The organism is Diplocloster agilis (genome assembly GCF_019042275.1).
Classification (GTDB): Bacteria; Bacillota; Clostridia; order Lachnospirales; family Lachnospiraceae; genus Diplocloster; species Diplocloster agilis.
Window position 1 is genome coordinate 1 of record NZ_JAHQCW010000010.1, and the last position, 15339, is coordinate 15339.

Here is a 15339-nt window from a genome sequence, read left to right on the forward strand (position 1 = left end):
CGGGAACACATCACGTGTTCCTGGTGAATAGGCTCGGTTCCTGAACCCGGCTTTTCGATTTCACTTAGCGGGTGCCAGCGCAAGCCCTCCGCGCTCCCGGAGAGACACAAATGAATCCGGCCATCCCGAGCATCCCGGCCCTTAAGCAGCGGGCATACCCAAACCCGAGGAAGAACCGTTCCGGACCCTGCGAGGTTCTCCCGCCATCGTAGTTACCCATTCTAAGGCCTGACCGAAGCGATTAGGCTTTCGTGGCAGTCGTCCCCGCCCCCCGGACCTCCTGGCTGCCCCTGCCCGCTCCGTCCCTCAGCAAAAGCAACTCCAACTTTATATTGGCGTTTCCCGGAAAGTATGTTAAAATGATGGAAAAAGAGGAACAAGGAGTGCTTGTATGAAGCGGATTTTGTTAAAACTCAGCGGCGAGGCATTGGCCGGAGATAAGAAAACGGGATTTGACGAAGCTACGGTCATGAAGGTGGCCAAGCAGGTCAAGATCCTGGTAGATGAGGGAATTCAGGTGGGAATTGTCATCGGCGGTGGTAATTTCTGGAGGGGCAGAAGTAGCGAGAACATCAACCGGGAGAAGGCGGATCAGATCGGTATGCTGGCGACGCTTATGAACTGCATCTATGTTTCCGAGATCTTTCAGTCTGCAGGCATGATGACACAGGTGTTGACCCCGTTTGAATGCGGCGGGTTTTCGAAGCTGTATTCCCATGAGCGGGTCGGCAAATATTTTGCCCATAATTTCGTTATATTTTTTGCAGGAGGAACGGGACATCCTTATTTCTCCACGGATACGGCAACCGTGCTGCGGGCGGTAGAGATCGAGGCGGATGTCATACTTCTGGCCAAGGCGGTGGACGGCGTCTATGATGATGATCCCAAGTCTAATCCCAACGCGAAGAAATACGACGAGGTGAGTATCCAGGAGGTTATCGATAAGAAGCTGGCGGTCGTGGATATGACGGCGTCCATTATGTGTATGGAAAATAAAATGCCTATGCTGGTATTTGGATTAAATCAGGAAAACAGTATTGTGAATACCGTGAAAGGTGATTTTACCGGTACGAAAGTAACCGTCTAATAGAAACAAGCAAAAGGATAATAAGGTAAATAAAGGAGGACTATAGCATGGATGAAAGATTAGAAAAATATGAGTATAAGATGGAAAAAACCCATGAGAATCTGTTGGGAGAGTTTGGAAGCATCCGCGCAGGCCGGGCGAATCCGCATGTTCTGGACAAACTAAGGGTAGACTATTATGGAACGCCCACACCGATTCAGCAGGTGGCTAACGTTACGGTTCCTGAGGCGCGCATGATTCAGATCCAGCCCTGGGAAGGCAGTATGGTGAAAGCGATCGAGAGAGCGATCCTTACCTCGGATCTGGGCCTGAACCCGACCAACGACGGTAAGATGATCCGTCTGGTGTTCCCGGATCTGACGGAGGAACGAAGAAAAGAACTGGTTAAGGATGTCAAGAAAAAGGGAGAGGCCGCGAAGGTGGCGATCCGGAATATCCGCCGGGATGCCAATGAGGTGTTTAAGAAACAAAATAAGGCCGGCGAGCTTACAGAGGATGATCTGAAGGATCTGGAAAATGAGATGCAGAAGCTGACAGATAAGTTCATCAAGACAGTGGACAAATCGATTGAGGATAAATCCAAAGAGATTTTGACAGTTTAAGATTTGGTGGTAACGGTTTAAGATGTGACGGTTTAAAATGTGACGGTATAAGATAAGAAGTGGGCGGTCTTTTGGGCCGCCCATTTACAGGAGGAAATCAATGAATATTCCGCAGCATGTGGCGATCATATTAGATGGAAACGGACGTTGGGCGAAGAAACGCGGAATGCCCAGGAACTACGGACATGCCCAGGGCAGCAAGAACGTGGAACGGATCTGCGAGGACGCTTATAAGATGGGCATCAAATATCTGACGGTCTATGCATTTTCCACCGAGAACTGGGCCAGGCCCAAGGATGAAGTGGATGCGCTGATGAAGCTTCTGCGCAATTACATGAAGACATGCCTGAAGACGGCGGAGAAGAACCGGATGAAGGTCCGGGTCATCGGGGAGCTTGGAAAACTGGATGACGATATCCGCAGCAGGATCTTTGAGCTTCAGGAAGCCTCCAAAGATAACGACGGATTGAACTTTACCATCGCGATCAATTATGGAAGCCGGGATGAATTGGCGCGGGCGGCCAGAAAGATAGCGGAGGATGTTAAGAATCAAAAGATTCGCACGGAAGATATCGATCAGGAGCTGTTCGGATCATACCTTGACACGGCCGGCATACCGGACCCGGATCTGCTGATCCGGACAAGCGGGGAACAGCGGCTGTCCAACTTTTTACTGTGGCAGCTGGCTTATACGGAGTTTTATTTTACCGATACTGCCTGGCCTGATTTTACAAAAGAGGAATTAATGCAGGCTATAGAAAAGTATAATAGTAGAGACCGGAGATACGGCGGAGTCAAGGGGGGAGAATAGATGTTTTTTACGCGTCTTTGCAGTTCGATCGTGTTAGTCATCATAGCCCTCTTCACAATTATAAGCGGCGGGCCGATCCTGTTGGTTACCCTGACCGTGATTTCCCTGATCGGCCTGAAAGAATTATGTCAGGTTGAGAAGCTGATCTTTCGTTCTCCGCTGATGATTACTGCGGGCATCGGAATCGTGGCCTATTATGGGCTGGTCTGGCTGGAAATGCAAAAACACCAGCTGGAAGAGGAAATGATGCTGCAGGAATACGGGATGATGTGTCTTTTGCTCATCCTGATCGCACTGATGATGGTGTACGTGTTCACCTATCCGAAATATCGGGCGGAACAGGTCATGACCACATTTTTTGGGGTGGTCTATGTGGCGGTTATGCTGTCCTATATTTACAAAACCAGAATGGGAATGCCGGAAGGCCTGTTTATCGTGTGGCTGATCTTTATCTGCTCCTGGGGATGCGATACCTGCGCCTACTGCGTGGGAATGCTGATCGGAAAACATAAGCTGGCGCCCGTACTGAGTCCGAAGAAGTCCATCGAGGGCGGAATCGGGGGAATCGCCGGCGCTGCGCTTCTGGGCTTCCTGTTCGGAAAAGTGATGGTGCTGGTCGGATACGCCTCTGCGGATATGGTGCCGATCATTACGGTTACCTGTGCAATCGGGGCGGTGATCTCTCAGGTGGGAGACCTGGCGGCCTCGGCGATCAAGAGAAATTTCGGACTGAAGGATTATGGAAAGCTGATACCCGGCCACGGCGGAATTCTGGACCGGTTTGACAGCGTCATTTTCACAGCCCCGGTAGTATACTATTTAGTTTATCTGTTTTTATAACTGTGAGCCTTAGTGCCTGTAATTCAGGCACTTATGTGCGATGCATGGGAAATAGTCAACGAGGCTTTTTCGAGTGCTACTATTTTTTATAGTGAGGAAATAACCAATGAAGAAAATAGCGATTTTGGGTTCTACGGGATCCATCGGAACCCAGACTCTGGACATTGTCCGTGAAAATCAAGACCTGGAAGTGACAGGGATCTCAGCCGGTTCGAACATTGCCCTGCTGGAATCCCAGATCCGCGAATTCAGGCCGAAGCTTGCGGTGGTCTGGTCTGAGGAACATGCGAAAGACCTGGCTGTTCGTGTCAAGGACTGCGATGTGGAAATCGCGTCCGGCATGGACGGATTATTAAAGCTGGCCGCCATGCCGGAATCGGAGATCCTCGTAACCGCCATTGTGGGAATGATCGGAATCCGTCCGACGATGGAAGCCATCCGCGCCGGAAAAGACATCGCTCTGGCCAACAAAGAGACGCTGGTTACCGCAGGGCATATCATCATGCCGATGGCAGAGGAGTACGGTGTCCGGATTCTGCCCGTGGACAGCGAGCACAGCGCGATTTTCCAGTCCCTGAACGGAGAAGATCCGTCCTGTATTGAAAAAATACTGCTGACCGCGTCCGGCGGCCCGTTCCGCGGCAGAAAGCGGGAAGAGCTGGAACAGATACAGGTGGAGGATGCGCTGAAGCACCCGAACTGGTCTATGGGCCAAAAGATCACCATTGATTCCGCAACCCTGGTAAATAAAGGGCTGGAAGTTATGGAAGCAAAATGGTTATTTGGAGTGGATCTGGACAGAATACAAGTAGTAGTGCACCCGCAGAGCATCATCCATTCCATGGTACAGTATGTGGACGGAGCGGTCATGGCGGAACTGGGAACGCCGGATATGAAGCTGCCGATTCAGTACGCCCTATATTATCCGGAACGCCGGTATCTGGGCGGCCAGCGGGTGGATTTTGCGGCGCTTGGGCAGATTACGTTTGAGGACCCGGACATAGAGACATTTACGGGATTAAAACTGGCATACCGGGCGGCCAGGGAAGGCGGCCTGATGCCCACGGTATACAATGCGGCCAACGAGCGGGCGGTAAGCAAATTCTTAGCGCGGAAGATACGGTTCCTGGATATCCCGGATATGATCGGGGATTGCATGAATCATATAAAAGTGATACAATCACCTACTATAGATGAAATTTTGGAAACAGAGCAAGCGGTCTATGACCGGATTGAAAGCAGGTGGTAGATTTTGAAAATAGTGATAGCCATATTGATATTCAGTGCCTTAATCCTCTTCCATGAATTCGGGCATTTTCTGCTGGCTAAGAAGAACGGGATCTGTGTGACGGAATTCTGCCTCGGCCTGGGGCCTACGTTGATTGGCGTACAAAAAGGCGAGACGAAATATTCCCTGAAGCTGCTCCCGTTTGGCGGCGCCTGTGTGATGCTGGGGGAAGACGGGCTGGTGGAGGATGAGAGATCCTTCGGAGCCAAATCAGTCTGGGCCAGAATGTCTGTGGTTGCGGCGGGTCCGATTTTTAACTTTATCCTGGCCTTTGTCGGCGCAGTGATTATTATAGGAAATATCGGTTTTGACAAGCCGTCCGTCTATGAGGTGATTCCGGACTATCCGATGGCGGAAGCAGGGATACAGGCCGGCGATATCATTAAGAAGGTAGACGGAAGCTCCGTACATGTGTACCGGGAATTTAATAACTATATGCAGTTTAATCAAAGCGGCAGCCCGGTGGAAGTGGTTTATGAGAGAGATGGTAAGGAATATACAACTTTGCTGACCCCGAAGTTCAATGAAAAAGAGGGCCGGTACCTGTTAGGTGTCAGAGGGCCGGGACCCCGGGTGAAGGGGAACGCGCTGCAGACGCTGCAGTACAGTTTTTATGAAGTGGAATACTGGATCAAAGCCACGTTCCAGAGCCTGAAAATGCTCTTTACCGGCCAGGTAGGCATTAATGATCTGTCCGGACCTGTGGGTATCGTCAATGTAGTGGGCGAATCCTACGAGCAGGTGCAGGAAGTGGGCGGTACCGCCAAGGATGTGTGGCTGACCATGCTGAACTGGCTGATTCTGCTGTCGGCCAACTTAGGGGTGATGAACCTGCTGCCGATTCCGGCGCTGGACGGCGGACGGCTGGTGTTCCTGGTGATCGAGGCGATCCGCGGGAAACCGATTGATCCGGAGAAGGAAGGAATGGTGCATTTTACCGGGCTGATTCTTCTGCTGGCTTTGATGCTGTTCGTGATGTTTAACGATATTCATAAGCTTTTGTAGGGGACTAAGGGCCGGGCCTGACTAGGGCCGGGCCTGAAGTATGCAAAAATCCGGAGGCCGGACGGCTGAACCGGATTCCAGCCGCGCCCGCCGGAGATGATATCTTGTGTTTGAAAAAGCAACCTCATGAGCAGTTCCGTGAGCCTCTGAAAGCAGGGAGAATGTCGGCAGGGGGCCGCCATTCTCCCTTGAGTCTCCCTCCACTATTCGGCCATGCTTTTGCAAACACAAGATATCATCTCCGGTGGGCGCGGCCGGAATCCGGTTCTGCCGTCCGGCCTCCGGATTTTTGTATCCTTCAGGCCCTGCGTTGGCTTTGGCGGAGAGGTGAAAAGGGACATGTCCATTCTGGTTTGGGACATGTCCATTCCGGTTTGGGACATGTCCATTTTACATTTTAGTGTTCATTTTATTTTTTGAGTTTGATTGTGGAGGGAATGGTATGGAGGAAGTGCGGCTGAATAAGTTTTTGAGCGAGGCTGGGGTATGTTCCAGGAGGGAAGCGGACCGGCTGATTGAGGCAGGGAAGGTGTCTGTCGATGGGGAGACGGCGGTTACCGGGATGAAGGTGAGGATGGAGCAGCGGATTCTGGTGAACGGCAGGCCGGTGTGTAAGGAGGAGGAAATGATCCTGCTGGTGGTAAATAAACCCCGGGGGATCGTATGTACGGCGGAAAAAAGGGAAAAGAATAATATTATAGAGTATCTGCATTATCCGAAGAGGATTTATCCGGTGGGAAGGCTCGATAAGGATTCGGAAGGGCTGCTGCTGATGACGAATAATGGGGAGATCGTGAACAAAATAATGCGGTCGGGGAACCGTCATGAGAAGGAGTATGTGGTGACGGTGAACAAAGAGGTGACGGAGGAATTTGTCCGGGCGATGGCCGGGGGGATTCCGATTCTGGATACGGTGACCAGAAAGTGTGAGGTTCAGAAGCTGGATAAGCACCGGTTCCGGATTGTGCTGACACAGGGGCTGAACCGGCAGATCCGGCGGATGTGTGAGTATCTGGGATACCGGGTTGTGGCTTTGACGCGGGTTAGGATTATGAATATTCGGTTGGGAAATTTGAAGCCGGGCGCTTATCGGAGGGTGACTGCGCAGGAGTGGCGGACTCTGCAGGAATTGATCAGAGATTCATCGAATACGACAGTGATTGAGGAGAGAAAGAATGGCTGAACAGATGGAGAGAATGAAGGAACTGGTGGAGCTGCTGAACCGGGCGGGAAGGGCTTATTATCAGGAAGACCGGGAAATCATGAGCAATTTTGAGTATGATAAGCTTTATGATGAACTGGTGCAGATGGAAAAAGATACGGGTGTGGTGCTGGCGTCCAGCCCTACGGTTCATGTGGGATATGAGGCGGTCAGCGAACTGCCCAAGGAGCAGCATGAGTCGCCGATGCTTTCGCTGGATAAGACGAAGAGCGTGGATGAGCTGCAGGAGTGGCTGAAGGATCAGAAGGCGGTGCTGTCCTGGAAACTGGATGGGCTGACGATCGTGCTGACTTACCGGGATGGGACGCTTGTGAAGGCGGTTACCCGCGGGAACGGGGAAGTGGGCGAGGTGATTACGAACAACGCCCGTGTTTTTAAGAATGTTCCGCTGAGTATCAGCTATCAGGGGGAACTGATCCTGCGAGGCGAGGCGGTTATAACCTACTCTGATTTTAACCGGATCAATGATGAGATCGACGACGTGGATGCGAAATATAAAAACCCGCGGAATCTGTGCAGCGGTTCTGTGCGGCAGTTGAACAATGAAATAACGGCCCGGAGAAATGTACATTTTATGGCGTTTGCCCTTGTCAAGGCAGACGGGGTTGATTTTGAAAATTCACGTAGAAAGCAGTTTGAGTGGCTGGTGGACCAGGGATTTGATGTAGTGGAACACGTGATGGTGGATAGCGGGAATTTGAAGGAGGTCGTGGCTTCTTTTGCCGAGAGGATCAGCGACAATGATTTTCCGTCGGACGGGCTGGTGCTGCTTCTGGATGATATTGATTACGGGCTGTCCCTGGGGAACACATCCAAATTTCCAAGAAACGCTATGGCGTTTAAATGGGCGGATGAAATCCGGGAGACCAGGCTGACGGAGATAGAATGGAGTCCTTCCAGGACCGGATTGATCAACCCGGTGGCGATCTTTGAACCTGTGGAGCTGGAGGGCACGTCGGTCAGCCGGGCCAGCGTGCATAATATCAGTATTATGAAAGCGCTGCAGCTGGGAGTGGGGGATACCATTGAAGTGTATAAGGCAAATATGATTATTCCCCAGATCGCGGAAAATCTGACCCGAAGCGGGGTAAAGGATATACCGGAGGTATGTCCCGTATGCGGAGGGCCGACCCAGATCCGCCAGGTAAATGATGTGGAATCGCTGTATTGCATAAATCCCAAATGCGATGCGAAGCGGCTGAAGGCGTTTACTCTGTTTGTCAGCAGGGACGCCCTGAATATAGACGGCCTGTCGGAGATGACGCTGGAGAAAATGATCGGGCGCGGGTATATTCACGAGTTTGCGGACCTGTTTCATCTGTCGGATTACAGGGAGGAGATCGTTAAGATGGAAGGCTTTGGCGAGAAATCCTATGAGAATCTGATGGCGAGCATTGAAAATGCCAGGAATACGACGCTTCCCCGGGTGATCTATAGTCTGGGCATCTCCAACATCGGACTTGCCAACGCGAAGATGATCTGCCGGGAATATCAGTTTGACGTGGAGAAAATGAGGCAGGCTACGGCGGAAGAGTTAAGCGGGATCAATGGGATCGGCCCTGTGATCGCCAAAAGCTTTGTGGACTATTTTGCGGATGAGGAAAACAGCCTCCGGTTTGATCATTTGCTGAAGGAACTGCAGATTGAAAAAGAGTCCGGCGGGGAAGAGGAACAGGTACTGGAAGGAAAGGTGTTCGTTATTACCGGCAGCGTGGAGCATTTTGCCAACCGGGCGGAATTAAAAGAGGTAATTGAGGCCAAGGGCGGTAAAGTGACGGGTTCGGTCACATCTAAGACAGACTACCTGATCAATAATGATACCGCATCGGCGTCTTCAAAAAATAAGAAGGCCAGGGAGCTGAATGTGCCGGTTATATCGGAACAGGAGTTCCTGGATATGATACAATAAGGCCAAGATATAGAACAGGCCGTACGGGATAAGAAAGGAATACGCAGGGTACGAAGGAGGAGAAGTGATGACGGAATCACGGATGAAGAGGAGCAAGAAAAAGGTGTTCGGTGTGATCTACGGCAGAAGCCTGATGGTGATTCTGCTGCTGATTTTGCAGGTAGCCCTTCTGGTTTATTGCGTTCTGGCGCTGGAAGACTATATGGTATGGGTGTATGGTATCTTTGCCCTGATCTCCCTGTTCGTGGTGGTATTTATCGTAAATTCGTCCGGTGAGCCTGATTTTAAATTGGTCTGGATGGTTCCGATCGTAATTATTCCGGTATTCGGCGGCCTTCTCTATCTGTTTGTACACACCCAGTGGACGCCGAAACTGATGAATTTAAGACATACCCAGCTGCTGGCGGAAACCCGCCCGTATCTGGCGCAGGATCAAGAGGTCAGGCGGCGCTTAAGTGAGATTAATACGCAGGTTGAGAAGCTGGCCGTTTACTCGGAGGCGACCAGCGGTTACCCGATTTATGAAAATACGGAAGCGACTTATTTTCCTCTGGGCGAGGATAAATTCGAAGAGCTGAAAAAAAGGCTGAATGAGGCGGAAAAGTTTATTTTTCTGGAATATTTTATCGTGGAGGAAGGAATCTTCTGGGATACGGTGCTGGATATCCTGAAGCGCAAGGTGCAGGAAGGCGTGGAGGTCCGGATGCTCTACGACGGTATGTGTTCCATTGTGCTGCTTCCATACAGCTATCCAAAGCAGCTAAGAGAATACGGAATCCAGTGTAAAATGTTCTCCCCCATACGTCCGGTTTTATCCACCCATTATAACAACAGAGATCACCGGAAAATACTGGTCATTGACGGCAAAATCGGATTCACCGGCGGGATCAATCTGGCGGATGAGTATATTAACGTAAAAGAGCGGTTCGGACACTGGAAGGATACGGCTGTGATGATCCGGGGGGATGCGGTAAAGAGCATGACCATGATGTTCCTTCAGATGTGGAATATTACCGGGACGCAGAAGGAGGACTTTGAACGGTATATTCCAAGCGCCCCCTTTAAGACCCCGGCTCCTGGGGACGGCTTTGTCATGCCCTATGGAGACAGCCCGGTGGATCAGGAACCCATGGGGGAAACCGTATATGTGGATATCCTGAACCGGGCTACCAGGTATGTGCATATTATGACTCCATACCTGATCCTGGATTATCATATGATACAGACCCTTTGCTACGCGGCCAAAAGAGGGGTGGAAGTAGCGATAATCATGCCAGGGATTCCAGACAAGCCGTATGCGTTTATTTTGGCAAAATCCTATTATAAGGAGCTGCTGACGGCCGGTGTGAAGATCTATGAATATACTCCCGGCTTTGTCCATGCCAAGGTATTCGTATCGGACGATGAGGCCTGTACGGTGGGCACGATTAATCTGGATTACCGGAGCCTGTACCTGCATTTTGAATGCGGCTGTTTCTTCTATCGAAACAGCGTGGTTGCGGAAGTGGAGCGGGATTTCCAGGAGACATTGAAAAAGTGCAGGGAGATTCAAGCGGACGAGTGGAAGAAGCTAAAAGGCAGGACCCGTCTGGCCGCCCGGATTTTGAGGCTTTTTGCGCCGCTGATGTAGCCGGTTTGCGGATACAGCGCATTGATACCGCATATAGATACCGCTGAATGATTTTATGGAGGAAAATATGGAACGGAAGATTATATTTTTTGATATCGATAACACACTGTATAATTCCGACGTGGGAGTGCCGGAAAGCGCCCGAAGAGGCATCAAGCTGCTCCGAAAAAACGGGCATATTCCGGTGATCTGTACCGGGCGCACCAGAGCAGCCTTGTTTGAAGAGATAACGGATCTGGCGTTTGAGGGCATGATCTGCGGCGCAGGCACTTATGTGGAACACAAAGGGGAAGTGATTTTTAACAAAATCGCAGAACCGGATCAGCTGGAGCGGCTTACCGCGCTCCTGGATCAGGCCGGCGCGAAATATTTCCTGGAAGGGCCCCGGTATTTATATTATAATGCGGCGGATACAAGCGCAGAGTACCGCAGGCTGGGGGAACAGCTGGGAGGCTCGTTTAAGCCGGTTTTAAGGCCGATTGAAAAAGAGAATACGGAATTTAACAAGCTGATCGCCATCCGGCAGCCGCAGGACCGCTGGGAGTCTGTGGAACATCTGCTTGCCCGGGAATACCAGCTGGTCTGCCATAATCATTCTGCCTTTATTGAAATGGTGCCGGCAGGGCATAATAAAGCTACAGGAATACAGAAACTTCTGGAGCATCTGCATATGGACCGCAAGGATACGTACGCGTTTGGCGACAGTAATAATGATCTGGAAATGCTGGAATATGTCCAGTATGGGATTGCTATGGGCAACGCGTATCCCGATGTGCTTAAAAAGGCCAGGTACCGTACGGATACCATACAGGAGCAGGGAATCTATAAGGGATTGAAGAAATTCGGTCTGATCGCCGGCTGATTTCAGGCTGGATTGCAGGATTGTCCGCGTGGAGCGGACATATAGAATAAAATTCTAAACTTTTAAAACCTTATATAACTTGATATAATGAAACATAGATAGAAATCTGGATTAGTTGCATAGCAAACTATTTGACAACAAAGAAGGAGATATGTATGCCAATCAAAGTTAAAGGGGAATTACCGGCCAAGGAAATTCTGGAAAGGGAGAACATATTCGTGATGGATGAGAATCGTGCGCTGCATCAGGATATCCGCCCTCTGGAAATCGGTATATTAAACCTGATGCCTGTGAAGCAGGATACGGAATTGCAGTTACTGCGTTCCCTGTCCAATACTCCGCTGCAGGTGGATGTGACTTTCATGACCGTATCCAGCCATGAATCCAAAAATACGCCCACCAGTCATATCAATAAATTTTATGTTACGTTCGACGAAGTAAAGGACAGGACATTTGACGGACTGATCATCACAGGAGCACCGGTTGAACTGCTGGATTTCGAAGAGGTGGATTACTGGGAAGAATTAAAAGAAATCATGGAGTGGTCCAAGACCCATGTGACCTCCACGATGAATTTGTGCTGGGGAGCCCAGGCGGCTCTGTATTATCACTATGGAATACAGAAGCATGAGACACAGAAAAAAATCTTCGGGGTATTCAAACATCGGGTGTCCAACCGAAAGATCCCGCTGGTACGAGGCTTTGACGATGTTTTCCTGGCGCCGCATTCCAGACATACCACCGTTTACCGGGAAGATCTGCTGGCTACCGGAAAGATCATGATTCTGGCGGAGTCCGCCGATGCCGGGGTATTCCTGGCTATGAACGAGGATGGAAGCCAGGTGTTTGTGATGGGACATCCGGAGTATGACCGGGTTACGCTTCACAATGAATATATGAGGGACCGGGCGAAGGGCTTGGAGATCGACAAACCTCAGAATTATTATATCAACGATGATGAGACAATCCGGCCGGAACTTCAGTGGCGGTCCCATGCCAATAACCTGTATACCAACTGGCTCAATTATTATGTGTATCAGGTGACTCCTTATGAATTAGGCAGAAAATAATAGGCTTATGAGGAATTTGTCGGTTAGCCGGATAGGTATAATCCTATAAAGCGCTGCTAAAAATATACCTTCATTGGACGGAAGGTATATTTTTTTTGTTCTGTAGAAAAGTGCAAGTAAGATTCTTCATTTCGTCTCTGGCACTTTCTTAGAAATAGGTTATAATTGTTAATATACAGGTGGCAACTTACACTTTTCATTACGAAATAATAGCCGAATCATTACACAATATAGGCTTTTATGACCGCTTACATGGAGGAAGTACGAAAATGCAAAAGAGAATTATTCCGGTGATACTGGCAGCGGCGCTGTTTATCACCGGCCTGCTCTCGATCCTGTCGATTCATGGGCTGCAGGGAAATGCCCGGGTGATCAACTATGCCGGCGTAGTGCGCGGAGGTACTCAGCGGCTGGTGAAGCAGGAATTAGACGGCCAGCCCAACGATGACCTGCTTCTGCAGCTGGACGGTATTCTGGAGGAACTGGACACCGGAGTGGGAGAGAACAATCTGGACCAGTTAGCCGATGAAGAATATCAGGATCTGATCTTTCAAATGCAGGTGCTATGGGGAACGCTGAAAGATGAGATTCAGCGGGTACGCCAGGGGGCTGACGGTGCGGAGCTTTTCCGGCTGAGCGAAGAATATTTTACACTCTGTAATCAGGCGGTTAACGCGGCGGAGCTCTACGCGGAGGAACAGGTAGACAAGGCGGAAAGGGATCTTCTCTTACTGATCGCGGTCTTTTTGATACCGGTGGCCCTGCTGATCTGGTATGGTTCCGTGCAGACACGAAAGCAGCAGATTCTGAAAAAAGCGGAGGCAGAAAACCGGGCTAAGAGTGAGGAGCTGGAGCGGATGTCCAGGGATCTGCGCGCCCCTATGGATGAAATCCCAGAACTTATGTACGTGTCTGATCTGGAAACTTATGATCTGCTGTTTCTCAACGAGGCCGGCAGGAAAATCTTCGGCGTAGAAGATCTGTCCGGCAGGAAGTGTTATAAAGTATTGCAGGGAAAGGACGCTCCCTGTGAATTCTGCACCTCGTCAAAACTGACTTTGGGAGAAAATTATACCTGGGAATTTACCAATCCCATTACGAAGAGGCATTATCTCTTAAAAGACCGCCTGCTGCCGTGGGACGGCCGGCCTGCCCGGATGGAACTGGCTTTCGATATCACAGAAGCCGACGCGGAAAAGCAGGCTTTGAAAAATACCCTGGATGCGGAGCAGATGGTGATGGAGTGCGTGCGTACCCTGTATCAGGAACATGATCTGGACCAGTCTGTTCCCATAATTCTTGAGCGTCTGGGAAGCTTCCTTGGCGCCGAACGCGTCTATGTGGGGATGATCAGGAACGAGCTGCTGTATAACGACTACGAGTGGTGCGCACAAGGAAGCGCTTCCCAGAAGGAGCTGCTGCAGGACATGCCCTTGTCGGCTATCGCCAGCTGGCTGCCCGCCTTTGAGCGTCAGGAATGCTTTATATTGGAAGATGTGGAGAAATTACGGGACAGCTCTCCGGAGGAGTATGAGCTTCTGTCCGGCCAGAATATCCAAAGTCTGGCGGGAGCGCCGCTTGAGGTGGACGGACAGCTGCGTGGTCTGTTAGGGGTGGATAATCCCCCTCCGGACCGCATCCGCAGCATCGCGCCTCTTCTGCAGACTCTGTGTTATTTCCTTATGCTGACCTACCGCCGGACAGAAAGTGAGCAGCAACTGTCCCATTTAAGCTATTACGACACCCTTACCTCTTTTTACAACCGTAACCGCTATATAGAGGATTCGGCTGCCTTTTCGGACCAAAAGGGCCCGGTGGGCATCGTATATCTGGATGTAAACGGCTTGAAAGACATGAATGACCAAAAGGGCCATGCTTTTGGAGACATGGTATTAGTAGAATGCGCCGGGCAGATGCGTGAGGCGTTTCAGGATGCGAATTATTACCGGATCGGAGGCGATGAGTTCGTCATCATCTGTCCGGGGATTGACCGGGAGACGTTTGAGCAGCGGGTAGCGGCCCTGCGCCGCCGTTTTTGCGGAGATGCCGGCTGCAGTGCTGCCATAGGTACCCAGTGGGCGGCGCAATTCAAAGATCTTCAGCAGATTATCGCAAGTGCAGACGCGAGAATGTATGAGGATAAGAAGGACTTCTATCGAAGGAATCCGGCTTCCAACCGATACCGGCATCACAGCGACGAGATTCTCCACCTGGCCGACCCCGGGGTGCTTTACGAGGAGATTGAGCAACAGCACTTCGTGGTGTATCTTCAGCCCAAGGTGGCTTCCAGCGATGGTTCCGCTGTGGGGGCGGAGGCGCTGATCCGTTACCAGCCCCGTTCCGGTTCCCTGGTAATGCCCGGAAATTTTCTTCCGCTGCTGGAGGAAAGTGAGACGATCAGCCAGATAGATTTTTATGTTTTTGAGTTTGTGTGTTCCCGCTTTAAAGAGTGGGCGCTGCAGGGAAAACAGGCGCTTCCGGTTTCGGTCAATTTTTCCCGTTGTTCCTTATCCCAGCCGGATTTTATCAGCCGAATCTCAGGTCTTTGTAAAAAATATGGCGTGGATAAGAAATATCTGGAGATTGAGCTTACCGAGACGGCCCATGAGGCCGACCGTGTGGATATGCAGGCGCTGATCCGGGATCTCAGGAGCGAAGGATTTATGGTTTCCATCGATGATTTTGGTACGGAATACGCCAATCTGGCCTTGCTGTCTACGGTGGAATTCGATGTGCTTAAGTTAGATAAGAGTCTGGTGGATGATGTGGCTTCCAACCCCAGAGCCAGCACAGTCGTGGGGTCCATTGTCGATATCTGCAAGAAAATGAATATTCAGGTAGTGGCGGAGGGAATTGAAACGGAGGCACAGTTGTCGGCGCTTCGCGCCTGCGGCGTGGAGCTGGCCCAGGGCTATCTGTTCAGCAGGCCGGTGCCTATTGAGGAGTATGAAGATAAATACTTGTAAGTCCTTCTTTTGGGATTTACCATTACCGGCATAATTTTGCTTTTTGT

12 protein-coding genes are annotated in these 15339 nt (G+C 50.6%); all 12 read left to right on the plus strand.

The window, feature by feature from the left end:
• The first annotated feature begins 391 nt into the window (after nt 1-391).
• A complete protein-coding gene (gene pyrH / locus KTH89_RS07820; protein WP_158345944.1) occupies nt 392-1087 on the plus strand; it encodes a UMP kinase in 696 nt (231 codons plus the stop codon).
• Nucleotides 1088-1134: 47 nt separating this feature from the next.
• Nucleotides 1135-1689 carry a ribosome recycling factor gene (frr, locus tag KTH89_RS07825; RefSeq protein ID WP_158345942.1) on the plus strand — a complete coding sequence of 185 codons (555 nt, stop codon included), beginning with the start codon at nt 1135-1137 and terminating at the stop codon, nt 1687-1689.
• A 100-nt stretch (nt 1690-1789) separates the two neighbouring features.
• Complete coding sequence (locus KTH89_RS07830; RefSeq protein ID WP_158345940.1) at nt 1790-2500, plus strand: isoprenyl transferase; 711 nt, start codon at nt 1790-1792, stop codon at nt 2498-2500.
• On the plus strand, nt 2501-3340 hold the full coding sequence (locus KTH89_RS07835; protein ID WP_238721301.1) for a phosphatidate cytidylyltransferase: 840 nt from the start codon (nt 2501-2503) through the stop codon (nt 3338-3340).
• Between the two features lie 106 nt (nt 3341-3446).
• Nucleotides 3447-4589: a 1-deoxy-D-xylulose-5-phosphate reductoisomerase gene (dxr, locus tag KTH89_RS07840; RefSeq protein WP_238721302.1), complete on the plus strand. Its 1143-nt coding sequence runs from the start codon at nt 3447-3449 to the stop codon at nt 4587-4589.
• Nucleotides 4590-4592: 3 nt separating this feature from the next.
• Nucleotides 4593-5633, plus strand: coding sequence for an RIP metalloprotease RseP (gene rseP / locus KTH89_RS07845; protein WP_158345934.1), 1041 nt, complete (start codon nt 4593-4595; stop codon nt 5631-5633).
• Between the two features lie 442 nt (nt 5634-6075).
• Nucleotides 6076-6816 (plus strand): pseudouridine synthase, encoded by a 741-nt coding sequence (locus tag KTH89_RS07850; protein WP_238721303.1) that lies wholly within the window; start codon nt 6076-6078, stop codon nt 6814-6816.
• On the plus strand, nt 6809-8764 hold the full coding sequence (gene ligA / locus KTH89_RS07855; protein ID WP_238721304.1) for an NAD-dependent DNA ligase LigA: 1956 nt from the start codon (nt 6809-6811) through the stop codon (nt 8762-8764). Before KTH89_RS07850 ends, ligA begins: the two co-directional genes overlap by 8 nt.
• Nucleotides 8765-8831: 67 nt before the next feature.
• Nucleotides 8832-10394: a cardiolipin synthase gene (gene cls / locus KTH89_RS07860; RefSeq protein ID WP_238721305.1), complete on the plus strand. Its 1563-nt coding sequence runs from the start codon at nt 8832-8834 to the stop codon at nt 10392-10394.
• 67 nt (nt 10395-10461) lie between these two features.
• Nucleotides 10462-11256 (plus strand): Cof-type HAD-IIB family hydrolase, encoded by a 795-nt coding sequence (locus KTH89_RS07865; RefSeq protein ID WP_238721306.1) that lies wholly within the window; start codon nt 10462-10464, stop codon nt 11254-11256.
• A 155-nt stretch (nt 11257-11411) separates the two neighbouring features.
• On the plus strand, nt 11412-12326 hold the full coding sequence (metA, locus tag KTH89_RS07870; protein WP_158345926.1) for a homoserine O-acetyltransferase MetA: 915 nt from the start codon (nt 11412-11414) through the stop codon (nt 12324-12326).
• A gap of 269 nt (nt 12327-12595) precedes the next feature.
• The gene (locus KTH89_RS07875; RefSeq protein ID WP_238721307.1) at nt 12596-15292 is read left to right on the plus strand and encodes a sensor domain-containing phosphodiesterase; all 2697 of its coding nucleotides are present in this window, start codon (nt 12596-12598) and stop codon (nt 15290-15292) included.
• Nucleotides 15293-15339: the final 47 nt, after the last annotated feature.

Coding starts and splice junctions, on each gene's coding strand:
- pyrH (WP_158345944.1), top strand. CDS start 392: ATGAAGCGGATTTTGTTAAAACTCAGCGGCGAGGCATTGGCCGGAGAT.
- frr (WP_158345942.1), top strand. CDS start 1,135: ATGGATGAAAGATTAGAAAAATATGAGTATAAGATGGAAAAAACCCAT.
- KTH89_RS07830 (WP_158345940.1), top strand. CDS start 1,790: ATGAATATTCCGCAGCATGTGGCGATCATATTAGATGGAAACGGACGT.
- KTH89_RS07835 (WP_238721301.1), top strand. CDS start 2,501: ATGTTTTTTACGCGTCTTTGCAGTTCGATCGTGTTAGTCATCATAGCC.
- dxr (WP_238721302.1), top strand. CDS start 3,447: ATGAAGAAAATAGCGATTTTGGGTTCTACGGGATCCATCGGAACCCAG.
- KTH89_RS07850 (WP_238721303.1), top strand. CDS start 6,076: ATGGAGGAAGTGCGGCTGAATAAGTTTTTGAGCGAGGCTGGGGTATGT.
- ligA (WP_238721304.1), top strand. CDS start 6,809: ATGGCTGAACAGATGGAGAGAATGAAGGAACTGGTGGAGCTGCTGAAC.
- cls (WP_238721305.1), top strand. CDS start 8,832: ATGACGGAATCACGGATGAAGAGGAGCAAGAAAAAGGTGTTCGGTGTG.
- KTH89_RS07865 (WP_238721306.1), top strand. CDS start 10,462: ATGGAACGGAAGATTATATTTTTTGATATCGATAACACACTGTATAAT.
- metA (WP_158345926.1), top strand. CDS start 11,412: ATGCCAATCAAAGTTAAAGGGGAATTACCGGCCAAGGAAATTCTGGAA.
- KTH89_RS07875 (WP_238721307.1), top strand. CDS start 12,596: ATGCAAAAGAGAATTATTCCGGTGATACTGGCAGCGGCGCTGTTTATC.